The 24378-nt window shown below is 44.2% G+C and carries 20 protein-coding genes; 11 read left to right on the forward strand and 9 right to left on the reverse strand.

The features are described 5' to 3' along the window. Positions 1-71: 71 nt before the first annotated feature. The 8 genes from hypF to KA713_06270 all read left to right on the forward strand — a co-directional run bounded on the left by hypF (position 72) and on the right by KA713_06270 (position 7466). Positions 72-2369 carry a carbamoyltransferase HypF gene (gene hypF / locus KA713_06235; protein UXE68181.1) on the forward strand — a complete coding sequence of 766 codons (2298 nt, stop codon included), beginning with the start codon at positions 72-74 and terminating at the stop codon, positions 2367-2369. A gap of 63 nt (positions 2370-2432) precedes the next feature. Further along, positions 2433-2681, forward strand: coding sequence for a HypC/HybG/HupF family hydrogenase formation chaperone (locus KA713_06240; protein UXE68182.1), 249 nt, complete (start codon positions 2433-2435; stop codon positions 2679-2681). A 108-nt stretch (positions 2682-2789) separates the two neighbouring features. Next, a complete protein-coding gene (gene hypD, locus KA713_06245) occupies positions 2790-3890 on the forward strand; it encodes a hydrogenase formation protein HypD (protein UXE68183.1) in 1101 nt (366 codons plus the stop codon). 42 nt (positions 3891-3932) lie between these two features. After that, positions 3933-4952, forward strand: coding sequence for a hydrogenase expression/formation protein HypE (gene hypE, locus KA713_06250; protein ID UXE69050.1), 1020 nt, complete (start codon positions 3933-3935; stop codon positions 4950-4952). Next, on the forward strand, positions 4946-6052 hold the full coding sequence (locus KA713_06255) for a hypothetical protein (protein ID UXE68184.1): 1107 nt from the start codon (positions 4946-4948) through the stop codon (positions 6050-6052). Before hypE ends, KA713_06255 begins: the two co-directional genes overlap by 7 nt. Then, entirely contained in the window at positions 6049-6678 is a 630-nt protein-coding gene (locus KA713_06260; protein ID UXE68185.1) for an urease accessory protein, read from the forward strand. Before KA713_06255 ends, KA713_06260 begins: the two co-directional genes overlap by 4 nt. A gap of 11 nt (positions 6679-6689) precedes the next feature. Further along, positions 6690-6902 (forward strand): hypothetical protein, encoded by a 213-nt coding sequence (locus KA713_06265; GenBank protein ID UXE68186.1) that lies wholly within the window; start codon positions 6690-6692, stop codon positions 6900-6902. Continuing rightward, positions 6903-7466 (forward strand): bifunctional nuclease family protein, encoded by a 564-nt coding sequence (locus KA713_06270; protein ID UXE68187.1) that lies wholly within the window; start codon positions 6903-6905, stop codon positions 7464-7466. A gap of 107 nt (positions 7467-7573) precedes the next feature. Here the strand turns inward: KA713_06270 and KA713_06275 are convergent, their stop codons facing one another. From KA713_06275 to guaA, 5 genes are all read right to left on the reverse strand, one after another. Next, positions 7574-8116, reverse strand: a complete 543-nt coding sequence (locus KA713_06275) for an adenine phosphoribosyltransferase (GenBank protein UXE68188.1) — start codon at positions 8114-8116, stop codon at positions 7574-7576. Positions 8117-8135: 19 nt separating this feature from the next. Continuing rightward, positions 8136-9368 (reverse strand): imidazolonepropionase, encoded by a 1233-nt coding sequence (locus tag KA713_06280; protein ID UXE69051.1) that lies wholly within the window; start codon positions 9366-9368, stop codon positions 8136-8138. Positions 9369-9391: 23 nt separating this feature from the next. After that, positions 9392-10438 (reverse strand): hypothetical protein, encoded by a 1047-nt coding sequence (locus KA713_06285; protein UXE68189.1) that lies wholly within the window; start codon positions 10436-10438, stop codon positions 9392-9394. A 162-nt stretch (positions 10439-10600) separates the two neighbouring features. Next, on the reverse strand, positions 10601-12367 hold the full coding sequence (locus tag KA713_06290; protein ID UXE68190.1) for an ABC transporter substrate-binding protein: 1767 nt from the start codon (positions 12365-12367) through the stop codon (positions 10601-10603). Between the two features lie 68 nt (positions 12368-12435). Then, positions 12436-13962 carry a glutamine-hydrolyzing GMP synthase gene (gene guaA / locus KA713_06295; protein ID UXE68191.1) on the reverse strand — a complete coding sequence of 509 codons (1527 nt, stop codon included), beginning with the start codon at positions 13960-13962 and terminating at the stop codon, positions 12436-12438. Between the two features lie 119 nt (positions 13963-14081). On the opposite strand from guaA, the gene KA713_06300 reads away from it, so the two are divergent. Next, positions 14082-14285 carry a hypothetical protein gene (locus KA713_06300; GenBank protein UXE68192.1) on the forward strand — a complete coding sequence of 68 codons (204 nt, stop codon included), beginning with the start codon at positions 14082-14084 and terminating at the stop codon, positions 14283-14285. Here the strand turns inward: KA713_06300 and KA713_06305 are convergent. Together KA713_06305 and KA713_06310 are read right to left on the reverse strand one after the other, a co-directional pair. Beyond that, positions 14280-17615 carry a hypothetical protein gene (locus KA713_06305; GenBank protein UXE68193.1) on the reverse strand — a complete coding sequence of 1112 codons (3336 nt, stop codon included), beginning with the start codon at positions 17613-17615 and terminating at the stop codon, positions 14280-14282. The two genes, KA713_06300 and KA713_06305, sit on opposite strands and share 6 nt — an antisense overlap. 26 nt (positions 17616-17641) lie before the next feature. Further along, positions 17642-20872, reverse strand: a complete 3231-nt coding sequence (locus KA713_06310) for a hypothetical protein (protein UXE68194.1) — start codon at positions 20870-20872, stop codon at positions 17642-17644. A 372-nt stretch (positions 20873-21244) separates the two neighbouring features. On the opposite strand from KA713_06310, the gene KA713_06315 reads away from it, so the two are divergent. Further along, positions 21245-21493: a hypothetical protein gene (locus KA713_06315; protein ID UXE68195.1), complete on the forward strand. Its 249-nt coding sequence runs from the start codon at positions 21245-21247 to the stop codon at positions 21491-21493. 92 nt (positions 21494-21585) lie between these two features. Further along, positions 21586-22890 (forward strand): adenosylhomocysteinase, encoded by a 1305-nt coding sequence (locus KA713_06320; protein UXE68196.1) that lies wholly within the window; start codon positions 21586-21588, stop codon positions 22888-22890. Positions 22891-23174: 284 nt separating this feature from the next. Here KA713_06320 and KA713_06325 read toward each other — a convergent pair whose 3' ends face one another. Continuing rightward, entirely contained in the window at positions 23175-23693 is a 519-nt protein-coding gene (locus tag KA713_06325) for a phosphoheptose isomerase (GenBank protein UXE68197.1), read from the reverse strand. Between the two features lies 1 nt (position 23694). After that, positions 23695-24372, reverse strand: a complete 678-nt coding sequence (locus tag KA713_06330; protein UXE68198.1) for a hypothetical protein — start codon at positions 24370-24372, stop codon at positions 23695-23697. Between the last annotated feature and the right edge of the window lie 6 nt (positions 24373-24378).

The following is a 24378-nucleotide window of genomic DNA, read 5'->3' on the forward strand; positions in this document are numbered from 1 at the left end:
TCGGTAAAGGGCATTCGGTATTCAGTGGTTGGTATCTCACATCTCACATCTTAAAAACTTAAATCCATTAAATGACCTATCAACTACACCTGACGGGAATTGTGCAAGGCGTTGGCTTTCGCCCGATGGTGTATGTGTTGGCAAAAAAAAATGAAATCAATGGAACGGTTTCAAACTCTGCGGAGGGTGTAGTAATCCAGTTCAACGCAAAAGAAGAGGCCGCTCATCATTTTTATAAATCTATTCTTCTCAACTTGCCTTCCAATAGTAAAGTAACTCACCATCAGTTAACAGAAATCAAAAGTCAAGCATTCAGTAGTTTCGAGATTATTGAATCAACTACATCTGGCACTACCAGCGTAATGCTTTCGCCTGACTTTGCCATGTGCCCTTCATGCAGAGAGGAATTGCACAATCCGTCTAACAGAAGATTCCAATACCCATTTATCACTTGTACACAATGTGGGCCAAGGTATTCCATCATGCAGCAACTTCCCTATGACCGCAGCAATACTTCGATGAATGAATTTGAGATGTGCGAGGCTTGCGTCTCTGAATACGCCATGGCTAGCGACCGAAGATTCTATTCACAAACCAATTCTTGTCACCTGTGTGGGATGAAGATGAGTCTTCATTTATCGACTACTATTATTGAATCTCCAAGGGAAATAATCCCTGCTGCAATCCAGCTGCTTCAAGAGGGAAAAACTGTTGCCGTAAAGGGAATAGGTGGATATCTTTTGTTGTGCGATGCCACGAACGAACGTGCCATCAGCCAACTGCGCAACCGAAAACACCGGCCTACAAAACCCTTTGCCGTTCTTTATCCAAACCTATTGCAGTTAAAAAACGATGTCAGGCTTCGCAAAGAGGAAGAAGATGCAGTACAAAGTGTGGAGGCGCCTATCGTCATCGTTTCGTTGAAGACAAAGCCTCTTACCGAAATTCAGACGAAAGTGATTGCGCCAGGGCTTCAATCGATTGGTGTCATGCTGCCGTATGCTCCCCTGCTGGAACTACTCGCCTTTCAATTTCAAAAGCCCCTTATCGCCACCAGTGCCAACATCAGCAACTCGCCAATCATCTATCAGGATGACGAGGCGATTCAATCCTTATTTGGCGTGGCCGATGCCTTGCTTGTCCATAATCGCGCCATTGTAATTCCCCAAGATGATTCTGTTGTTCGCTTCACCGACAGTGGCAGGAGAATCGTCATCCGAAGGGCAAGAGGAATGTCTCCGTCCTATTTTGGAAGCAGCCCTACACCTGAAAACATTCTGGCGATGGGTACACAGCTAAAAAGTACGATTGCCTTGCAGCACGCTGAATGTTTCTACCTATCCCAATACATAGGTGATCTGGAAAGTGCCGACACGGAAAAGAACTATCAAACCATTTTGAACCATCTCCTGACAGTAACCAGTGCCAGGCCAGAATTAATTCTCGCTGACTTACATCCCGATTATACTTCTACCAGAATCGGCCAGCATAATGCTTCCATATCGACAATTCCCATCGTGCAAATCCAACATCATGAAGCGCATTTGGCTGCGGTGCTCTCCGAAAATAATTTACTCGAAGAATCCGATCCCATTTTAGGAGTAGTGTGGGATGGCATAGGATTGGGAAGCGACTTACATCATTGGGGTGGCGAATTTTTTAGATGGCGAGAAAACGAGTTCTCACGCGTGGCACATTTGAGTTACTTCCCATTGTTGTTGGGCGATAAAATGGCCCGCGAGCCACGACTCTCCTCATTGGCTATCACGCACATTGATTATATTCATCTTCTTGAAAAGAAATTTACTCCGCACGAATGGAAAATTTATACTGCTGCATTACAAACTGAATCTGCAAAATGTAGCAGCATGGGCCGATTGTTTGATGCGATAGCCGCCTGGTGTGGCTTCTGTGGCAAAGCTACTTACGAAGGCGAAGCGGCACTACTTTTAGAGGAAGCGGCTAAAGACTTTATTCAATCGCAAAAGACTGAATACTTTCATTCATACCCAGTTCAAGTCCATGGCGATACAATTGATACACCGTTTTTGATCATGCAAGTAATAAAGGATGTTCGGCAGGGGATAGACCCATGTGAGATAGCCGCTCGCTTTCATTGTACATTAGTGCAACTGATTAAAACCATCGCAGAACAGCATCAGCTAAAATCAATTGCCTTCAGCGGAGGTGTTTTTCAAAATGCTTTACTTGTCGGTTTGATTGAAAACCATCTTTCAAAAGAATTTAATTTGTTCTTTCACCAACAGCTTTCACCCAATGATGAGTGTATTTCTTTTGGTCAACTGGCGCATTGGAAAGTGACGAATACAAAACGGTTAAGTAGTAAGTACGCGTTTGTAAGTAAGTAGTAAACTAAATTCTGACTTCTTGTCTGACAAATATTAAATCGAACATCATAAATCCTAAAGAAAATGTGTTTAGCAATACCCGGAAAAATCAAGTCCATCGAAAGCATGTACAATGGCACCGTGCAAATGGCAAAAGTGCTGTTTGGTGGTATCACCAAAGAAGCAAGTCTTGAAATGGTGCCCGATGCCAAAGTAGGCGACTATGTGCTCGTGCACGTAGGCGTAGCCATCAGTAAAGTAAATGAAGATGAGGCGCAAAAGATATTTGGTTATCTGCGCGAAGCTGGTGAGTTGGATGAGTTGGTGGAATAGGTCCGAGGTCATAAGTCGTGAGGGATTGAGAATTAGGGTGTTATGTTGATATTCTAACTTCTAAATTCCATTGATAAACAGTAAACTTCAACATGCTAAAAATTCAACATGAAATATCTCAGCGAATATCGAAGTCCGGAGTTGGTCGATTATTTTTTGAAAGAAATAAAGCGAACCGTAACAAAACCATGGGTGATTATGGAGGTCTGTGGTGGGCAAACCCATAGCCTCGTCAAGAATGGCTTGCTCAACCTGTTGCCAGGACAAGTACGTATGGTGCATGGACCGGGTTGCCCTGTGTGCGTTACACCGCTCAATCTCATTGACAAAGCCGTTTACCTAGCGGAAGAAAAAAAGGTAATCCTGTGTTCGTTTGGTGATATGATACGTGTTCCCGGCTCTAAAAAAAGTCTCTTAGATGCAAAAGCAAACGGTGCAGACATTCGTATTCTTTACTCACCGTTAGAAGCTGTAAAAATTGCAGCAGAAAATCCCGATGAGGAGGTAGTATTTTTTGCGGTTGGATTTGAAACCACTGCCCCAGCCAATGCACTATCGGTGATCCATGCCAAGAGACAAAGGTTGAAGAATTATTCGATTTTAACATCGCACGTCCTTGTACCACCAGCCATGGAGGCCATCATCAACCATGATGATAACATTGTTCAAGGCTTTTTGGCAGCAGGGCATGTTTGCACCATTATGGGTTTAAGTGAGTACTATCCCATAGTAGAAAAGCACAAAATACCGATGGTGGTAACAGGTTTTGAACCAGTGGATTTATTGCAAGGCATTGCGATGCTAGTTGCTCAATTAGAAAAGGGCGAATATAAATTAGAGAATCAATACAGCCGCGTGGTAGAAGAAGAGGGCAATCCAGCAGCGCGAAAAATGATTGATGACGTATTCGAGTCGTCTGACCGCGAGTGGCGCGGCATTGGCACCATTCCTGGAAGCGGGTTTGAAGTTCGAGAAGATTTCTCGGCCTACGATGCCAATAAAAAATTCCGCGTGAATATTGCGAAAGCTGAAGAAAATAAAGATTGCATTGCAGGGCACGTGCTGCGAGGCTTAAAGAAGCCGCACGAATGCAGTGAGTTTGGAAAACGTTGCACACCCGCCAATCCCTTAGGTGCACCCATGGTTTCTTCCGAAGGTGCGTGTGCCGCTTATTATCATTATTCACAAGCAGATTTAACAACGAAGTAGTCAATGGTAGAACCTAAAGTAAAAATGAATCTTAGCTGCCCGATGCCGCAATTGGATTTTGACATCATCACCTTAGGCCATGGCAGTGGTGGCATGCTTACGCAAAAACTGCTGGACAGTGGCGTGTTTACGGTATTGGCCAACCCACTGCTAGACCAGCGGCATGATGGAGCTACCTTCACGATGAATGGTCGCGTTGCCTTCAGTTCGGATAGCTATGTGATCTCGCCCATTTTTTTCCCAGGTGGCAATATTGGTGAATTGGCCATTAATGGCACGGTGAACGATTTGGCCATGTGTGGGGCGATTCCCAAATATTTGTCGTTGTCGTTTATCATCGAAGAAGGTTTGGCGATGGTGGAGTTTTGGGAAATCATCACAAGTATCAAATCGGCCTGCGACAAAGCAGGTGTGTATGTGGTAACAGGAGACACCAAAGTAGTAGAGCGTGGAAAGGGGGATAAAATCTTTATCAATACCAGTGGCATCGGAGAAATACATCCTCAGGCAAACATCTCTATTTCGCAAATAAAATCAGGTGACAGAATTATTGTCAGCAACGAAATCGCCACCCATGGCATGTCCATTATGTCGGTGCGCAAAGGGTTAGAATTTGAATCGGAAATGGTGAGCGATACCAGGCCACTGAATCACGTTGTAAAAAAGCTCATCGATACGTTTGGCGAATCTATCCATTTCCTGCGCGACCCTACCAGAGGCGGTGTAGCCTCAGTATTGAATGAAATTGCCACGGATGCAAAATTGGGTATCGATATTTTTCAAAAAGATATTCCCGTAGATGATGCCGTGGCTGGTGCGTGCGAAATGCTCGGACTGGATCCTTTGTATGTGGCCAATGAAGGTGTGTTCATAGCAATCGTTGATGAGTTAATAGCCGATGACGTAGTTAAACTTCTTCGCCAATACAAAGAAACCGTGCAGGCGGTCACCATCGGAACCGTTACTACCAACCATGCAAAGCAGGTAATATTAACAAGTTCTATTGGTGGACGAAGAGTGGTGAATCGATTGACGGGTGAACAACTTCCCAGGATATGCTAACAAATTTAACTGAATCCATCTCGCCTATTTATCCTGTGAAAAGCAAACAGCTGTTCAAAGGCGATGCGGGCAATCCCTTTTTAGCACCGCGTGGAGTTTTTATTTGCAACAATAAATTGATTGTTTCTGATACTGGCCAAAACCGTGTATTTATTTGGAATGAAATTCCACAGGAAGAATATCAAGCACCAGACGTAGTACTTGGGCAAGAGTTTAGTTCAGGTACCGGCCGAAACAATGGCAATAAAGTGACGGCTTCCTCACTACAGTACCCCTCGGGCATCTGGAGCGATGGCCACCGATTGATCGTAGCCGATGCGTGGAACCATCGCGTTCTCATCTGGCACTCTTTTCCAACACAGCATGGCCAGCCTGCCGATGTGGTAGTCGGCCAACCCGGTTTTGAAACCAACGAACCAAACGTTATTGGTTTAGGAAAGCCACCTTCTTCGCAATCGCTCTATTGGTGCTACGGTGTATGGGTTCATGAGGAAAAACTTTTTGTGGCTGATACGGGCAATAGACGAATACTGGTATATCATGCCATCCCAACTCAAAACTATGTTCGAGCCGATGGTGTCATTGGTGCGCCCAATTTTATCGAAAAAGATTACGATCCACATTCTGCTATTTGGCCCTATTCCATTAAAGTGAGTGAGCGCGGTGAAGTGGCCATCACCGATACACAGTACTTTCGTGTATTGTACTGGCCTAGTGTGGCAGCCGCTTTGTCCGCTTCTGCGGAAATGGTTTTTGGTCAGCCCGATTTGCAAAGTAACGGCCAGAATCAATATTTGTTAAGGCCCGCTCCGCACACATTGAACTGGTGTTACGATAGTATGTTTTATAAAAACGGAATCTGGATTGCCGACACAGGCAATAGTCGATTGGTGTGGCACTCTCATATTTCTAAAGAAGCAAACCCGCCAGCCTATCGGTTGATTGGTCACGATGATTTTTTAACTGGCAGCGAAAACATGGAAACGGTGCGCACAACTGAAAATTCATTGTACTGGCCGTTTGCTATTTCCATTGATGAAAATAGGATGGCCGTAGCCGATACAGGAAATCATCGTATTATTTTATACGAACTATTATGACTCAACTAGTTCCCATTATTTTTGCAGCCGTGATTGGATTCGGCCATGCTTTCGAAGCAGACCATCTGGTTGCCGTAAGCAGTATTGTCACGAAAAGAACAAAGCTAAAATTGGCAATCAAAGATGGCATCTACTGGGGTTTAGGCCATACCTCCACTATTTTACTTATTGGAATCACCATCATCCTGGGCAAGTTAGTGATTGACGAAATCTATTTTAGTTATCTCGAAGCGTGTGTAGGAATCATGCTTTTATTCATAGGAATCTACCGCCTTCGTTCAATTATCCAGGGCGGAGCCATGGAAAGCCATGCTCACCTTGTGAATGATAAAGGTCATCATCATGTTGCTTATGGAATTGGAGCTGTGCATGGGTTGGCCGGAAGCGGAGTAATGGTCCTGCTGGTCATGACCGAAATAAAAGATACGGTGCCAAGTTTACTTTATTTACTGATTTTTGGGTTAGGATCGGTGGCGGGTATGCTGGTGGCCTCCGGATTATTCAGTTTACCGTTTTCAAAACTATTTACGCAGAATAGAAAAGTGCAACAGGCGCTGATTGTATTGTCGTCAGCTCTTTGTATATTTTTTGGAAGTAAAGTTATTTACCAAAACCTTTTTGTCTAATGGATGAATCTGTGCTGCCGCTTTCGGGGAAGGAGTTATTGTTGCAGGCTCTTCATGCTTATGGTATTTCCGTTATCCGTGAAGACGGTAATAAAGTTTTTACCGAATCGGAGTATTGTGTAGAAGTAGAGGGCCCGCATCTGTTCAAACTCAGTCAGGATGATTACATTGTAGCTCCATACGATAACATTGATGAGCTTTGCCAAATGATAAAGAGGGGATAAATGGAAAAGAGAGAACTATATGTGATCGGGCTTTCCAGTAGTGTATCGCAAGACGGGAAAAACTACGCCCTTATTTTGCAAGAGGTGAATGGAGAGCGAAAAATACCCATCCTCATTGGCCTTGCTGAAGGACAAGCTATCGCCCTAGTGATGGAAAAATTAAAAACGATCAGACCGATCACACATGATCTTTTCAAAAACACGATCGAGGGGCTTGGTGGAAATTTAAAAGAAGTATTAATTCACACTATTGATCGGGGGATTTTTTACTCGAAACTAATCTTGTTAAATGCCGCGAATGAAGTAGTAGAAGTTGATGCGCGTCCTTCCGATGCCATTGCGTTGGCCGTTCGTTTTAATTGCCCCATTTATTCGTATGAGTTTATCATCAATGAAGCATCGGTAGTCGAGAGCGCAGGAAAACTAACGTTAAAAAAGGGCTCCTTTGCAGAATACACCATCGAGGAGTTGGAAGAACTGCTCGCTAGTATTTTGGCCAAAGAAGATTATGAGAGCGCAGCCCGCGTGAGGGATGTTTTGGATAGAAGGAAAGGATTGCAATAAACAAAAATCTCAACCCGACAAGTGTCCGTTGAAATTTAAAGTCGCAAAACTGACGCGCACCCTCCAAATTCCACACCAAAAACTTCAATCACGGATTCGCATTCATGTCAATAACTCATCAAGTAATGAGGAGTGATGAGAAAATTATTTTTCAACAGGCTCTCACCAGGAAGAAAAGACAAGTTGATAATAAATGAATACCCAGCCACTACCCCACCCAACTTGGTCACCAGATTGCCCGCTGCGGTGGCGGTGCCGCCCGTGGCCAACACATCATCATGAATCAGTACGCGACTACCTTTTGCAATCGCATCGCTATGAATTTCGATGGCCGCTTTTCCATATTCCAATGAGTATTCTTCGGTGATTTTATGAAACGGCAATTTGCCCGCCTTGCGCACTGGAATAAACGGAACATTTAATCCTTGCGCAATCATTGCCCCGAAAATAAAACCGCGTGCCTCCACGGCAGCCACGGCTTCTATGTTTTGTTTTGAATAATGCAAAACGATTTCACGTGTTACTTCTTCCACTGCACTTGGGTTTGCCAACAAAGGCGTAATGTCTTTGAACAAAATTCCGGGTCGTGGAAAATCAGGAATATCGCGGAGCAATGCAGACAATTTTGATTGTAATTGGAGATCGGGCATTGGGTAGTAGGGATTGGGCTTATGACTTAGGAATTACAACACCGTTCAAAACAACCGTTTCAATCAGATTGCTTCCAAAACTATAGGGCAACAAAGCAATGGAAGAAATGGGTTTGGTAATAAAGATATTAGCAATCTTGCCTCTGGTAATGCTTCCATGACTTTTTAGTAATTCGATTGCATAAGCCGTGTTGATGGTAGCTGCATTAAACGCTTCTTCGGGTGTCATTTTCATTTTGATACAGGCCAGCGAAATCATGGTGAACATATTTCCGCTGGGCGAACTGCCCGGATTGTAATCCGAAGCAATGGCCAAAGGCAACCCGCCATTGAGCATCTGCCTGGCAGGAGGAAATGAAAGGTTCAAAAAGAAAGCAGCGCCCGGCAATGCTGTGGGCATCACACTGGTATTTTTCAAGCAATCAATTTCCTCTTGGTCAATATTTTCTAAATGATCCACACTCATGGCATTCGTCTTTACCCCTACTTGCACCCCACCCGAACGCTGCAATTGGTTGGCATGAATGCGTGGCTTCATTCCGAACTTCTTACCTGCCTCCACAATTCTTTCCGTCTCGTCCGGGGTAAAAAATCCATCCTCACAAAAGACATCAATGTAGTCGGCCAATTTTTCTTCCGCTACAGCGGGAATCATTTCATTGATCACCAATTTTACGTAATCTAATTTCGCTATGCCTTGCGGAACGGCATGAGCGCCCAGAAAAGTTGTCTTTACTTTCAAAGGAGTTTCGCTGCCAATTCTCTTGGCCACGCGCAGCATCTTAACTTCATCTTTTGTCGTAAGGCCGTAGCCACTTTTTATTTCAATCGCTCCTGTGCCCGTAGCAATCACTTCTCTTACGCGAGGCAAAGCACGGGCAAATAATTCTTCTTCCGATGTTTGTTGGAGCTTTTTAGCAGAGTTTAAAATACCTCCGCCCATGGCAGCTATTTCGGCATAGGTTGCCCCTTTTATCTTCAACACAAATTCATCCTCGCGGGTGGCGGCAAAGACCAAGTGCGTGTGCGAATCGATAAAACTGGGGAATACAAATCGACCTGAAGCATCGATGGTCTGGGATGCTGATATGGACGGAAGATTATCCATCGTTCCATAATCGCAAATACATTCATCTTTCAAATAAAGAAATGCATTTGACAGCACTGGAAGGTGTGCCATTTCACTACCCGCTAAAAAATGAGGGGTGTTTTCCCTGACTTGAACCAAGCCTTTGATATTGGTAATTAAAATATCATTGGCCATGCCACCTACTCTTACTTGCCGAATGATTCTACTTTGTAATCAAGGCCAGTGCCGAAAACGGGGAATGATATTTTGAACATGGCATAAAATTCTTGCCCGCTGATGGAAGGGCGCAAGCCAAGTTCACCACCATACGACCAGCTTAATGTGCGATTGAATTTTCCATCAATACCTGCCCGGAAACCGAAAGAGGAAGTTTTGATGGCATCGGTAGAGTATTCAATATTTTGGTAAGTAACCGGATCTACTTTCAACGAGGGTGCAAATAGAATGTCAAAATAAAGAGTCAATAAACCATCGTCAAGGCCTTCGTCAAACTTATCAAAGCTGACGGCCACATTTCTAAACCAACTCATGGAACCGCCAACATAAACATTGGTAGAATAAAGATTGCCGTATACACTAAAGTTTTTTGAAATCCCTGTAAGTGGATCTGGAATGGTATTGAGTGGAAGGGAATTTCCGCTGTCATCCGTTAAATCCAAATTTGTAAGGTTTTGGCTTTTCAACGCACGGTTTAGGTCAACCGAACTATTCCAAAGGATTCCGCCCAACCGCGCTCCAATTATTTTACGAACCTTACAAGGTACTTCCGCATGCTGAGGAACATTGGCCGCCCAGCGATTTCCCCTAAAGCTCTTTTTGTAAAGGACCATTCTGGTTTTTCCGCTCGCGTCCTTGTCTTTTACGTGGTAAGTACCACCCAATTCATAATAGCTAAATACCTGAGGCTTCGTTTGCACATCACTATTCTCTAATGCCGCTTGGCGATTGAAATCAAAAAATTGACTGCTATAGGTCTTACGGAAATGAGCCTTTAAGTCAAATTTGTCTTTGTAATAATACGAAGCTTCTATTCCAAAACCTGCATTCACGTTGGTGGCAAATAATTCGCCATACAAAGGCTGAAAACCAATAAAGAGCTTATTGATGGAATAAGGCTCATCATAAAGCTCCTCGTAGGTTACGGCTTGCTTTTCTTTTTTCTCTTGGGCCTTGGCCACCGTGGAGATACATACCAGGCAAAAAATGGTTGACCTGAAAATAGCTTTATGCATAAAAATTTAGTCTCTTAATCAAAGATACAGACATGGTTAAACTTAATGAATAGACCATAAATCGCATACCCTTCCGAAAGGTAATTAAAAACTTACAAGTTTTAGACTAAAGTGTAAGGATTTCGAGCAGTTATCATATTTAAACCCAATAGCAACACCGGCTTAGAGCCTTTTAAGTTCGCCTTTAGAAAAAGAAATAAATGAAATTTGACCATTGTCTCGCGATGGTTGCAGCCAGAATCCATCCGTCAGCACCCCTGGAAAGGGCTTTCCGTTGGTTAGCAAGCCATCGGTAAAGTACGTACCGTATTCGTTCATGGCTTTGCCGATCACAAACATCAGCTCATAGCCTTTCATCGAATTTTCGGAAGGTAAAATACCGTGTTTATCGAAAAATGCTTTACGGAATTTGCTAAATGCAGTGCCCGAAAAGGGTGTAAAATTTGGCGAGGCCAGCACCACTTGCGTTCGCTCCAATTTCACATAATCCAATGAATTATCTTCTAGCCAATCTTCTTGCCCAATCACTAAAATAGAGTCACCACGTGTTTCTACACTGTTGATCACTTTTGTATAAATCAATGGACTATCAGGGGCTGCAACAAAGATTCCGCCTAAACTATCCTTTTTTAACTTGAATTGGGTTGGATTTCTAAATTCGTCATATTGGGTAGCTTTGGCCAAGGTCTCCAAAATTTTAGCGCTTTTTTCTTTCCTCACTTCCTCCGCATACACTACGTCAATACCCAATTCCAACGCACGCTTTATGAAGTTAAATGCCATCACCGAATCTTTAGGACTATCGCTATAATAAACAAGGCAATTTTTCTTTTTCAACTTACCAGCCATCCACTCGGCCGACTTTCTGCCAATGGTTTCGTGCGAAGGTTGGAACAATAAGGCATTTGGGTTGTCCTTTAAAAAATCGCTGTTGCTGGAAACTGGATTCACAATCAAATTGATTTGATTTTCTTTCGAGAAAGATTGGACAGGTTTTGCTTCATCTGCAAAAAGTGGCCCTATAATCAAATCGCTCGATTTTAATTCTGGTTTAGAAAGCAATGATTGTATTGTCTCTAAATTACGGTCTGTATCATAGGCCACCAAGTCAACGTTCACCCCGGTTTTTGCAAGAGAATCAACTGCCAGCTTCATGCCTTGGTACAACTCCAATATCTGTTGATTCTTTTTGCGCTCGGGGGTTGGCTCTAACGTGGCCGCGCGGAACGGAAACAACAAGGATATGCGATAGCGGTCTTTTAATCGCACGCGACTTGGTGGGATTACCATAAAATCTTCGCGCCTCCAATTATATTGAATCGTGATGGAATCCAACAGATGGATGTCTTCGTTTGGAAGACCTTTTCTACCGATGGCGGTGGCCAATGCACGGGCGACTTCTAAGTCGGTTGGATGATCCTCACCGATCATCTTTAGCAGTTCCACATCTTTAATTTTAGATAGGTAAGCCTGCTTCAAGGAATCTTGTGAACTGCGAAAAGAATTATCTTGAATGACCTCCAACAATTTCATCGCCTGAAAAAACTCACCCTGCTGAAAATAAATCGTAGCCAACCAATAATTGACCTCATCGATTTGGGGCCACCGCGGATACAATTTCTTTAGTTGGCGAAATTGGTTTTTGGCAATGCTGGTAAATCCAATTCGTTGTGCCGATAGTGCATGATAAAAGAATGCGTATTCAGTATAGGGATTTTCTTTATCATAAACTGTCAGCGGACTAAAGGCATCCATCGCCTCGCTGTACTTACCGTCTTTAAATAGCTCCTTTGCTTTGCGATAGTCTTTTTTAAAATCTTGTGCCAGCAAATTTGAAAAAGAAAAAAGAAGAATGCATAAGAGAAAAGCCTTTGAAAAACTTAAAATAAGATTTGAGTATTGAGTATTCAATAATGAGAGAAAGTTCATTTTCAAATTTTCAAATTGGATGATTTTCAAATTGAATTGGTTTTCAAATTGGCTGATTTTCAAATTGTCTATTCCCACTCAATGGTAGCTGGAGGTTTCGAACTAATATCATACACTACTCGGTTCACTCCTTTTACTTTATTGATTATCTCTGACGAAATCTCACTTAAAAACTCATGCGGTAAGTGCGCCCAATCAGCGGTCATCCCATCCACGCTTACCACCGCTCTCAATGCAGCCACGCGTTCGTAGGTTCGTTCATCGCCCATTACACCTACTGTATAAATGGGCAGCAATACCGCCCCTGCCTGCCATACTTTATCGTACAAATTATGCTTTTTCAAACCATTCACATAAATGCTATCGACCTCTTGCAAGATATGTACCTTTTCTGGCGTGATATCGCCTAAGATACGAATTCCCAAGCCAGGACCCGGAAACGGATGGCGACCCAAAATAGCGGAATCGATGCCCAATGTCTTGCCCACCAATCGTACTTCATCTTTAAACAAAGTATTTAGCGGCTCCACCACTTTCAACTTCATTTTTTCGGGAAGCCCCCCCACATTGTGATGTGATTTGATGGTGGCCGATGGCCCTTTCACCGAAACCGATTCAATAACATCTGGATAGATAGTGCCTTGGCCCAGCCACTTTACGTCTGTGATTTTGTGCGCTTCCTCATCAAAAACTTCAATGAACGCTTTGCCGATGGCTTTGCGCTTTGCCTCTGGCTCGGTTAAATCTTTTAAAGCCGAATAGAATTTATCTTTTGCATCAACTCCTTTAATGTTCAATCCCATTCCTTGATAGGATGCAAGCACCTGCTCGAATTCATTTTTGCGTAGCAATCCATTGTCAACAAAAATGCAGTACAAATTTTTGCCAATCGCTTTGTGTACCAACATGGCCGCCACAGAGGAATCCACTCCGCCCGAAAGCGCCATCACCACTTTGTCGTTGCCAATTTTACTTTTGATTTCCAAAACCGTGGTTTCCACAAATTGATCGGGTGTCCAGTTTTGGCTGCAACCAGCAATATGCACCACAAAATTGCGGAGCAGATTTTTTCCTTCCAGCGAATGCGTTACTTCGGGGTGAAATTGTATGCCGTAAACCGGTTCGTTCTTCTTTTTGAATGCGGCCACTTTTACCGAATCGGTACTGGCAATGATTTCATATTGATCGGACAGCAAAGCAATGGTATCGGCATGCGACATCCATACTTGCGAATCGAGCGAAATCTCTTTCAGCAAATCGATATGATGATCAACCCTGTTTAGTTTTGCCCTACCATACTCACGGATCTGCGAAGGCAACACCGTGCCGCCACTTTTATGCGCCATTAATTGTGCTCCATAGCAAACACCTAATATGGGTAGTTTACCAAAGCTATCTAAATCAACATCTGGCGACCCTGCATCGCGCACCGAGCAAGGGCTGCCCGAAAGGATTATTCCCTTAATATCTGGGGTAATGGTAGGAACCTGGTTGAAAGGATGTATTTCGCAGTAAACGTTCAACTCGCGCACCCTGCGGGCAATGAGTTGTGTGTATTGCGACCCGAAATCGAGGATTAGAATTTGCTCTGCCATTCGCAAAAATAATAGCTTAGACCTATACTACAAGGCATTATAAGCTAATAAGACTTCTAACTCCTATTTTTAAGAATGGAAAAAAATCTTTTAAAGAGGATTACTTCTAACTCAGAGTTATGCGGTGGAAAACCATGCATCAGGGGTGGAGAATTTGCCTGTTGTATGTTATTGAACTGTTGGCAACTGTGTTGACCTCTCATCAAATCGTAACAGAAGAACTACCAGATATTGAAGGAGAAGACACTTACCCGTTGGTTTGTGGCTTGCGTGAACTTACCAAAAAAGCATTTGCAGGTATCAGCTATTGCTACTCATTATGAAATCCTATTACTTAAATACAAGTTGAACGTTGTTCCTTTGCCCACCGTGCTCTCGGCCTCTATCCTGCCGCCCATGGCCTCCAGTTGGGTCTTTACCAAAAAAAGACTCATCCCCTTGCCCTTTACATCGAAATGAAAACGGGCATACAAGGTGAACAATTTACCACCGTCTCTTTCCATGTCTATCCCCAAACCATTGTCGGCAAAGCTGATGCGCACAAACTTGCCCTCTGCCTGGGCTTTCACTCTCACCACCAACGGCCTTTCCGGGTCCCTGTATTTGATCGCGTTGTCCAGCAAGTTCAAGAAGATGCTCTGGATGTAGGGGCGAACGGTCTCAAGGCTTTCCAGTTGGGCGAAGTCTGCCATCACCACTGCGCCAGCCTCAGCGATTTCTGCCGCCAGTGTATGCTCGGCAAGGGCAAGCTCTTTGGCAAGGTCGGTGGTGGTTATCTGTTGCTGGGTGTTTCGTATGTCCAGGATATGCGACAGGTCGCGCACCACCGTGTCCAGTTCTTTGGTGTTTTCCAATAGGTTGTTCATCACATACTCCTTCTCGTTGTCGGCAATGGCCCCGGCACCAACAAGCTTTCCCAGGCCCAACATGCGCGCCACAGGCCCCCGAAGGTTGTGGGAGGCAATGAAGGCAAATTGTTCCAATTGCTGGTTCTGTACGGTCAATTCGAGGGTGCGCCTCGCAACTTGAGACTCCAAGTTCTCATTTTGGGCAGCAAGTTGCTCTCGTTGGGAGGATATTTCCTCCTCGCTCTGAACCAGTTCCTCGTTCTGGGCGGCTATCTCTTCATTCTTCTCCCTGAGTTCTTTAGTCCTTTCCTCTACCATGGTCTTGAGCCTTCGGTTGGTCTGCCGGATCTGTCGTGTGCGGAACAGATAGACACCGATGGCGGCCGTTGCCAAACCCACAACCAGTGCTCCTCGGAACCACCACGTAAGCCACCATGGAGGGTTAATCACTACCTTTATGCTGATGCCCTGTTCGTTCCAGACCCCATCGTTGTTGGAGCCCTTTACGCGGAAGGTATACGTCCCCGGATGTAGGTTCGTATAGCTAGCATATCTGCGCGTGCCCGAGTAAATCCAATCTTTATCAAAACCCACCATTTGGTAAGCATATTGGTTCTTTTCGGGCAGGATAAAATTGAGGGCGCTGAACTCGAAGCTGAAAAAGTTCTGGTCGTAGTTCAGCACTATATCGTGTGGGATTAAGCCATAATTGACACTTTTTTCAAAGATTTTAAAATCGGTGATAACAATGGGTGGTATGTATGGGTTGTCTTTTATGCTATCAGGAAAGAAGGCATTAAAGCCATTATTGCCACCGAAGTAAAATTTCCCATCAGGTCCTCGGTGGTAAGCCCCGGAATTAAATTCGTTGCCTTGCAGGCCATCTGTTACATCATAATTACGAAAAGTAAGGCGTTTGGGGTTAAACTTGCATAGCCCATTGTTAGTACTAAGCCAAAGATTATCGCTTTGGTCTGCTAATATCCCATAAATGCAGTCATTTGGAAGCCCGTCCTTTACAGTAAAATAGGTAAAAGTTTTGGTTGCTAAATCGAACCTATTTAAACCACCTAACGTGCCAATCCAAAGCGTTCCGGAGCGGTCTTGATACAAAGAAAGAACCATATTATTACTAATACTTTTCTGGTTCTTTGGGTTGTTGGTGAAACGCTCAAAAGTTTTAGTTGTGAGATCAAATTTGTTTAACCCACCCGAATAGGTGCCAACCCAAAGCGTTCCTGAGCGGTCTTCGTAAATAGGAAAAACACTATTGTTGCTCAGGCTATGCTCATTTTGGGGCTCGTTCATGAAATGATCAAAGGTGTAAGAATACGGATCTAATCTATTCAGGCCACCACCAAACGTGGCGATCCAAGTTGAACCGGAGCTGTCGGAATAGATTGAAACAATGGTATTGTTACTCAGGCTCTTCGGGTTCTTTGGCTCATTGGTGAAATGTTCAAAAGTTTTGGTAGTTGGATCAAATTTGTTCAAGCCTCCATCACTAGTGCCTATCCAAAGCGCGCCTGTGCGGTCCTTTTGGATTGAAGTAACGTAATTACTGCTGATGCTAGTTGGATTTTTAGGGTAGTGGGTGAAATATTCAACGGCTCTTCCTACAGGGTCAATTTTGTTTAGGCCGCCCCCGTTTGTCCCCACCCACAGCGTCCCAGTGCGGTCTTGATAGATGGAGCTTATCGAATTGTTGTTTAGCCGTTGCGAGTTCTTCGAGCTGTTGCTTACAAGTTCGAAGGCTTTGGTGGGAGGATTCACTTTGTTAAGCCCAGCACCATCTGTGCCAACCCAAAGCGATCCTGCGCGATCTTGAAAGATTGAAAGAACCTTATTGCTACTAAGACTATTCTGGTTTTTTGGATCGTTGGTAAAGTGTTCAAAGGATTTAGTTTTAGAGTTAAATTTATTGAGCCCACCACCATACGTGCCAATCCATAGCATCCCTGCACGATCTTCAAAGATTGAAAAAACCTTATTGCCACTAAGACTATTCTGGTTTTTAGGATCGTTGGTAAAGTGTTCAAAGGCTTTGGTTTTGGGATTGAATTTAGTAAGCCCATTACCCGTACCAATCCAAAAAAACCCTGCGCGATCTTCACAAATCGCTTGGATAAAGTCATTATTTAGGCTGTTTGGATTTTTGATATCTTTAGTGAGATGTTCGAAGGTGTTGGCTCTTGGGTCAAATTTATTTAGGCCACCACCTTTCGTACCAATCCATAACAAACCTAAACGGTCTTCATAGATTATTTTAACGGAGTTGTTACTAAGCGTACGTGGGTTGCTGGGGTCGTTGGTGTAGTGTTCAAATGTTTTGGTTTTTGGGTCAAATCGGTTCAGCCCGCCACCATCTGTGCCAGCCCAAATTGAGCCCGCGCGGTCTTGGTGGATTGAAAGAACGGTATTATTGCTAAGACTGTGGGGGTTCTTGGGGTCGTTAATGAAATGTTCAAAAGATTTAGTTACCGGGTCAAATTTGTCCAGTCCTCCACCGAGCGTGCCGATCCAAAGCGAGCCTTCACGGTCTTCACATAGGGAATAAATAGGATACCCGCTAATCGAGGTCGAATCTTTTGCATCATATCGATAAACGGTAAAACCATAGCCATCGTAGCAATTAAGCCCATCATCCGTCCCGATCCATATAAATCCTTGACGGTCTTGTAGAATGGCAATAGCTGAACTTTGAGACAGCCCTTGCTCTAATGAGAGGTGCTCAAACTTGATGGGCTGAGCAATGGTTATTAGCGAAAATAATAGTAGGGAGGAAAGCGTTAAAATGTATTTCATAGACATTTCAAAAAATTAATTCAGTCTTATTTCCCTTCCATCTTTAAATACAAGTTGAACGTTGTTCCTTTGCCCACCGTGCTCTCTGCCTCTATCCTGCCGCCCATGGCCTCCAGTTGGGTCTTTACCAAAAAAAGACTCATCCCCTTGCCCTTTACATCGAAATGAAAACGGGCATACAAGGTAAACAATTTCCCTCCATCTCTTTCCATGTTTATCCCCAATCCATTATCGGCAAAGCTGATACGGGCAAACTTGCCCTCTGCCTGAGATTTCACTCTCACCACCAACGGCCTTTCCGGGTCCCTGTATTTGATCGCGTTGTCCAGCAAGTTCAAGAAGATGCTCTGGATGTAGGGGCGAACGGTCTCAAGGCTTTCCAGTTGGGCGAAGTCTGCCATCACCACTGCGCCAGCCTCAGCGATTTCTGCCGCCAGTGTGTGCTCGGCAAGGGCAAGCTCTTTGGCAAGGTCGGTGGTGGTTATCTGTTGCTGGGTGTTTCGTATGTCCAGGATATGCGACAGGTCGCGCACCACCGTGTCCAGTTCTTTGGTGTTTTCCAATAGGTTGTTCATCACATACTCCTTCTCGTTGTCGGCAATGGCCCCGGCACCAACAAGCTTTCCCAGACCCAACATGCGCGCCACCGGGCCGCGCAGGTTGTGGGAGGCAATGAAGGCGAACTGTTCCAGTTGTTGGTTCTGTACGGTCAGTTCAAGGGTGCGCTTGGCCACTTCCCCTTCCAAATTCTGGTTTTGCTCTTCTATCACCGACTGGGCGTCCTGTAGTTTTTCGTTCTGGCTGGCAAGTTCTTCTCGACTTAGATGCAGTTCCTCGTTTTGGGCAGCCAATTGATCTCGCTGGGAGGATATTTCCTCCTCGCTCTGAACCAGTTCCTCGTTCTGGGCGGCTATCTCTTCGTTTTTTTCTTTGAGCTCTCCATTTTTAGTTTCGAGTTCCTTTGTCCTTTCCTCTACCATAGCCTTGAGCCTTCGGTTGGTCTGCCGGATCTGTCGGGTGCGAACCAGGTAGATCCCGATAACTGTTGTTGCCAAGCCGACAATAAGTGCTCCTCGGAACCACCACGTAAGCCACCACGGAGGGTTGATCACCACGTTTATGCTGATGCCCTGTTCGTTCCAAACCCCATCGTTGTTGGAGTCCTTTACGCGGAAGGTATAAGTACCCGGATCCAGGTTCGTATAGCTGGCATATCTGCGCGTGCCCGAGTAAATCCAATCTTTATCAAAACCCACCATTTGGTAGGCATATTGGTTCTTTTCGGGCAGGATAAAATTGAGGGCGCTGAACTCGAAGCTGAAAAAGTTCTGGTCGTAGTTGAGAACTATATCGTGGGGGATTAATCCGTAATTGGCACTTTTGTCAAAGATCTTAAAATCGGTGATGGCGATGGGCGGTAAGTATGGATTGTCCTTGATGCTATCGGGAAAAAAGGCATTGAAGCCATTGATCCCACCGAAATAAAACTTGCCGTCTTGCCCCTTGTGGTAAGCTCCCGAATTGAATTCGTTGCTTTGTAACCCATCCGTTATATTATAATTGTGAACAGTAAGGGATTTGGGATTAAACTTACAGAGCCCCTTATTGGTGCTGAGCCAAAGATTGCCATGCGTATCTTCCAAGATGCCATACACACAGTCATTGGGGAGGCCGTCCTTTATGGTAAAAGATGTAAAGGATTGGGTCGTTTGGTCAAGCTTATTGAGGCCGCCTCCGTATGTACCGATCCAAAGCGAGCCGGAGCGGTCTTCATAGATTGAAAGGATGTTTTTACTACTGAGGCTGTGCGGGTCTGTAGCTTTGTTGGTGAACCGCTCAAACGTTTTGGTTAAGGGATCGAATTTGTTCAGGCCATCTGACGTGCCAACCCAAAGCAAGCCCCTGCGGTCCTGATATATTGAATAGACAAAATTATTACTCAGGCTATGGGGGTTCTTGGTATCATTTGTGTAGTGTTCAAAAGATCTCATTGTGGGGTCAAACTTATTGAGACCACCACCTTTCGTGCCAATCCAAAGCAAGCCTGAACGGTCTTGATAGATTGAAACAACATTATTGTTACTCAGGCTATGTGGGTTCTTGGGGTCATTTGTGTAACGCTCAAAGGATTTCATTTTAGAGTTAAACTTGTTGAGGCCATTTTGTGTGCCAATCCAAAACTCGCCTGACCGAACTTGACAGATTGAAACAACCATATTGTTACTAAGGCTCAGTGGGTTATTGCGATCATTGGTGAAATGTTCAAAATGTTTGGTGGTGGGGTTAAACTTATTGAGACCGCCACCCAATGTACCTACCCAAAGCTCGCCTGAGGAGCATTGGTATATTGAAGTAACCAAATTGTTACTTAGACTATGTGGGTTATTAAGGTGGTTGGTGAAACGCTCAAAAAGTTTGGTGGTGGGATCAAATTTGTTCAGACCACCACCATAATTACCGACCAAAAGCGAGCCTGAGCGGTCTTGGTAGATTGAAGCAACCGTATTGTTACTTAGGCTATTCGGATTCTTGGGATCATTGGTTATACGCTCAAAAGACCTGGCCATAGGATTGAATTTGTTCAGGCCCCCACCATTCGTGCCAACCCAAAGCGAACCCGATCGGTCTTGGTAGATTGAATTGATGGAATTATTACTCAGACTATTCGGGTTCTCAGGATTGTTGGTGAAATGCTCAAAGGACTGGGTTGTAGGCTCATACTTGTTCAACCCACGACCACTCGTGCCAACCCAAAGCGAGCCCGATCGGTCTTGATAGATTGAAGAAACAAGATTGCCACTTAGGCTATGCGTGTTCTTTGCATCATTGGTGAAATGTTCAAAAGTCTTGGTATTGGGCTCAAATTTGTTGAGACCACCATCTGTTCCGATCCAAAGGGAACCCCCGCGGTCTTGAAAAATTGACCTGACATTATTGTTGCTAAGGCTATTGGGCTCATTGGGGTGGTTTGTAAAAAGCTCGAATGATTTGGTTGCAGGGTCAAATTTGTTCAGCCCTCCGCCAAACGTGCCTACCCAGAGCGAGCCAGAGCGGTCTTCACATAGGGAATAAATAGGGTAGCCACTGATAGAGGTGCTATCCATGGCATCATTTCGGTAAACGGTAAAGCGGTAGCCATCATAGCAATTGAGCCCGTCATGTGTTCCAATCCATATAAATCCTTGCCGGTCTTGCAAAACGCTAAGGGCTGAACTTTGAGACAACCCTTGCTCCAATGAGAGGTGCTCAAAACGCATTTCCCGTTGGGCGTTTTGGCCAAGTGTGTGTTGAACAATAAGCGCAAAAAAAATCAAAAAGTAAAAGCGCAGCGCACGGCATTCATTCATCGTACATGGAAATTTTGGGCACTAATATCGGTAATCTTGCTTATTGTTCTATTAAACTCAACCACAGTTTCTGGTTGTTTTCTTTGGGCAAGATGTCATCCGCCAACTTTTTCAGGAAAAGGGCGATTGAAATGCCCAACACACAGATAGCAATACCCCAAAAAAGAGAGATGAGCAAAATGGGAAAATCATCTTTTGATCAATTCCGCTATCCACTGTTTCTACTTTCCTTTTTGCGATTCCTCTTGAACAAGCCTTTCTACGCTGCAAGATACCACCAAAGTGCAGAACAAATTTTCGCAACGCATTTATGACAATCCGCGAAAGACAAAATTTTTCTTGTGGATCATGGTCACTCAAACTGTGATCTACCTTACACTTGGCTTAATTGGACTTTTTGGTTCGATCAAGTTTTTGCAAGAACTTGGCTTCGGACTAATAGCATTGGGCGTTGGGTTTGTTGGAATGCTAAAGTCAGCCATAGAAATGGCCGATTATCAGCGCAAAAAGCAGCTCCCGTCTAAAGAGTGAACTTCCCGCTGGTTATTTCTTAATCGAAAGATTCCTTTCCATTCCCCGTCTTTATTGTACTTTTGCACCAATTTTAAAAACAAGAATACATCATGGTAGCAGAAAAACCCGCTTACAAAGTAAAAGACATGTCGTTGGCCGCTTGGGGCCGAAAAGAAATTAAATTGGCCGAGGCCGAAATGCCCGGTTTAATGGCCATCCGCGAAGAATATGGCAAACAAAAGCCTTTGGAAGGCGCGCGCATTGCGGGTTGTTTGCACATGACCATCCAAACGGCTGTATTGATTGAAACATTGGTTGAGTTAGGTGCAGAAGTGTCATGGTCTTCTTGCAATATTTTCTCTACACAAGACCACGCAGCGGCAGCTATTGCAGCAGCGGGCATCCCTGTGTATGCTTGGAAAGGAATGAACGAGCAAGAGTTTGATTGGTGCATTGAGCAAACGTTATATGCGTTCAAAGATGGCAAGCCATTGAACATGATTTTGGATGATGGTGGCGACTTGACCAACATGGTGTTGGATAAAAACCCTGAGTTAGTCGCGGGCATTAAAGGAATTTCAGAAGAAACCACTACAGGGGTTCACCGCTTGATTGAGCGTATGCATGCGGGCAAATTACCATTGCCAGCTATCAACATCAACGACTCAGTAACCAAATCAAAATTCGATAACAAATACGGTTGCAAAGAATCATTGGTAGATGCTATTCGCAGAGCCACCGATGTGATGATGGCCGGTAAAGTAGCGGTGGTAGCAGGTTATGGCGATGTGGGCAAAGGTTCTGCTGCTTCGTTGCGTGGAGCAGGTGCACGGGTAATCGTTACGGAGATTGATCCTATCTGTGCATTACAAGCAGCCATGGATGGCTTCGCTGTAAAGCGTATGGACGATGCGATAAAGGACGCGGATATTGTGGTAACTGCCACGGGTAACGCAGGCATTGTGTTGGGCCGTCATTTCGAAAACATGAAAGACAAAGTGATTGTATGTAACATCGGTCACTTCGATAATGAAATTGATGTGGCTTGGTTGAACAAAAACGCCAGCAAAGATGAAGTAAAGCCACAAGTTGACTTGTATACACTGAAAAATGACCGCCAAGTTATTCTGTTGGCAGAAGGGCGTTTGGTAAATTTAGGTTGTGCTACCGGTCACCCATCATTTGTAATGTCTAACTCATTCAGTAACCAAACATTGGCTCAGTTAGAGTTATGGCAGAACAGCGACAAATACGAAAACAAAGTGTACATGCTGCCCAAACATTTGGATGAGAAAGTAGCTCGCTTGCACTTAAAGAAAATTGGGGTTGAGCTAGAAGTGCTTTCACCCGAGCAGGCCAAATACATTGGTGTAAATGTAAATGGTCCGTTTAAACCTGATTATTATCGTTATTAATTGGTTGATAGTTGTTCGTTGATGGTTGTTGGCTTTCATGCCAAGAACCGACAACTAGCAACGAATAACCAAAAAAACATTCTCTCCGCTTGCAATTAGAGAGTACCCCGGGGCAGTTGCTTCGGGGTTTTTTATTGCCAAATTTTATACTCAATACGTGTCAAGGAATACCTGCACAGCCCACATCTGTTTTTGTAGAAGTGTTTGAACAACTTTTTGCAACTACCAGCAATAGCGAGTCATGCGATGCTGAAGGAAAGGATTGCTAACCAAACTCCAAAACTTTATCTTCCAAAATCATCTTGCAATCGCACAATGTCATCTTCATTGCTTGGGTTTGCAGCATCGGTGTGCTGCCAAATCTCTGCAATCATTCCCCATCCATCGGTACCTACCAATCGATGGCGCTGCCCTTGTTTCAATTTTACAATCTCGCCCATCGCCAATGTCTTCACTTCTCCTTGCACATCCGTTTCGCTGGTCACCACTCCGGCCACGCCACTTACTAATTTCCAAATCTCTGCCCTGCGAAAATGATATTGCCACGACAAGCGCTGCTTGGGGGCCACCACCAAAATCTTGGGGCTTAACTTTCCACCAATCATTAAATCGGCCGCGCTGAGATGTGGAAAAAACAATTTTATAAATCGTGGTGCTAAGTTCTCCTCAATCACAAAAAATCCGCCCCATGGTCGAGTAAAATCGTGCGCGGCAATGGTTAAATCCACTTCCAGTAATTTTTCCTCAATGGAATTCATTACTTCTGCTTTTGGCTTGGAGGCTGATAAATCTAAATTGAACATGCTATTTATTTTTTAGATATGGTTTTAAAATACTCGACCAGTTTTGGTAACCCGCGGCTGTTAAATGAAGGCCATCCGTTGCATACTTCGCTTCTAAGTTTCCGTCCTTGTTGGTAAACTTACTGTGCAAATCAATATACGTGTACTTCATTTTATCAGCATACTTTTTCAACTTGGTGTTGATATGGATTACTTGCTCTTGTTTGCCTCTGAACTGCGTGGGGAAATTTTGGAAACTTTCGTTGAGCGGCAAAATGCTCTGCACAAAAAACTGTGTTTTTGGCGAGGCCGCACGAATGCGATAAGTAATATTGAAGATATTTTCAATAATCACTTCGGTGGGTGTGTTTCGGGATAGGTCGTTGATGCCAATCATTAAAAAAACTTTTGATGGTTTCCTTTTGGTAATCTCATCCAACCGGTTCAAAACGCCAAAGGTAACATCACCTGAAATGCCATGGTTGATAATCGTAGTGTCGGTCAACAATTTTTTCCAATCTCCTCCTTCGGTAATGCTGTTGCCAAGCATAATTACTTTTTCGGTAGAGACAGGTTGTTTTTTAAAGACAGCTATTCGCTTGACATAATGCTCGGGCAAATTGGGCAACGTATCGTAGTTGCGCTGTTGTGCCAACAGGCTTTGGGAAATCATGAATAGAAAAAAAAGTACGTTTTTCATCGAAGC

This window comes from Chryseotalea sp. WA131a (genome assembly GCA_025370075.1).
Classification (GTDB): Bacteria; Bacteroidota; Bacteroidia; order Cytophagales; family Cyclobacteriaceae; genus ELB16-189.

Coding starts and splice junctions, on each gene's coding strand:
- KA713_06300 (UXE68192.1), top strand. CDS start 14,082: ATGCGGTGGAAAACCATGCATCAGGGGTGGAGAATTTGCCTGTTGTAT.
- KA713_06305 (UXE68193.1), bottom strand. CDS start 17,615: ATGAAATACATTTTAACGCTTTCCTCCCTACTATTATTTTCGCTAATA.
- hypD (UXE68183.1), top strand. CDS start 2,790: ATGAAATATCTCAGCGAATATCGAAGTCCGGAGTTGGTCGATTATTTT.
- KA713_06310 (UXE68194.1), bottom strand. CDS start 20,872: ATGCGTTTTGAGCACCTCTCATTGGAGCAAGGGTTGTCTCAAAGTTCA.
- KA713_06330 (UXE68198.1), bottom strand. CDS start 24,372: ATGAAAAACGTACTTTTTTTTCTATTCATGATTTCCCAAAGCCTGTTG.
- guaA (UXE68191.1), bottom strand. CDS start 13,962: ATGGCAGAGCAAATTCTAATCCTCGATTTCGGGTCGCAATACACACAA.
- KA713_06255 (UXE68184.1), top strand. CDS start 4,946: ATGCTAACAAATTTAACTGAATCCATCTCGCCTATTTATCCTGTGAAA.
- KA713_06260 (UXE68185.1), top strand. CDS start 6,049: ATGACTCAACTAGTTCCCATTATTTTTGCAGCCGTGATTGGATTCGGC.
- KA713_06240 (UXE68182.1), top strand. CDS start 2,433: ATGTGTTTAGCAATACCCGGAAAAATCAAGTCCATCGAAAGCATGTAC.
- hypE (UXE69050.1), top strand. CDS start 3,933: ATGCCGCAATTGGATTTTGACATCATCACCTTAGGCCATGGCAGTGGT.
- KA713_06275 (UXE68188.1), bottom strand. CDS start 8,116: ATGCCCGATCTCCAATTACAATCAAAATTGTCTGCATTGCTCCGCGAT.
- KA713_06285 (UXE68189.1), bottom strand. CDS start 10,438: ATGCATAAAGCTATTTTCAGGTCAACCATTTTTTGCCTGGTATGTATC.
- KA713_06320 (UXE68196.1), top strand. CDS start 21,586: ATGGTAGCAGAAAAACCCGCTTACAAAGTAAAAGACATGTCGTTGGCC.
- KA713_06325 (UXE68197.1), bottom strand. CDS start 23,693: ATGTTCAATTTAGATTTATCAGCCTCCAAGCCAAAAGCAGAAGTAATG.
- KA713_06270 (UXE68187.1), top strand. CDS start 6,903: ATGGAAAAGAGAGAACTATATGTGATCGGGCTTTCCAGTAGTGTATCG.
- KA713_06290 (UXE68190.1), bottom strand. CDS start 12,367: ATGAACTTTCTCTCATTATTGAATACTCAATACTCAAATCTTATTTTA.
- hypF (UXE68181.1), top strand. CDS start 72: ATGACCTATCAACTACACCTGACGGGAATTGTGCAAGGCGTTGGCTTT.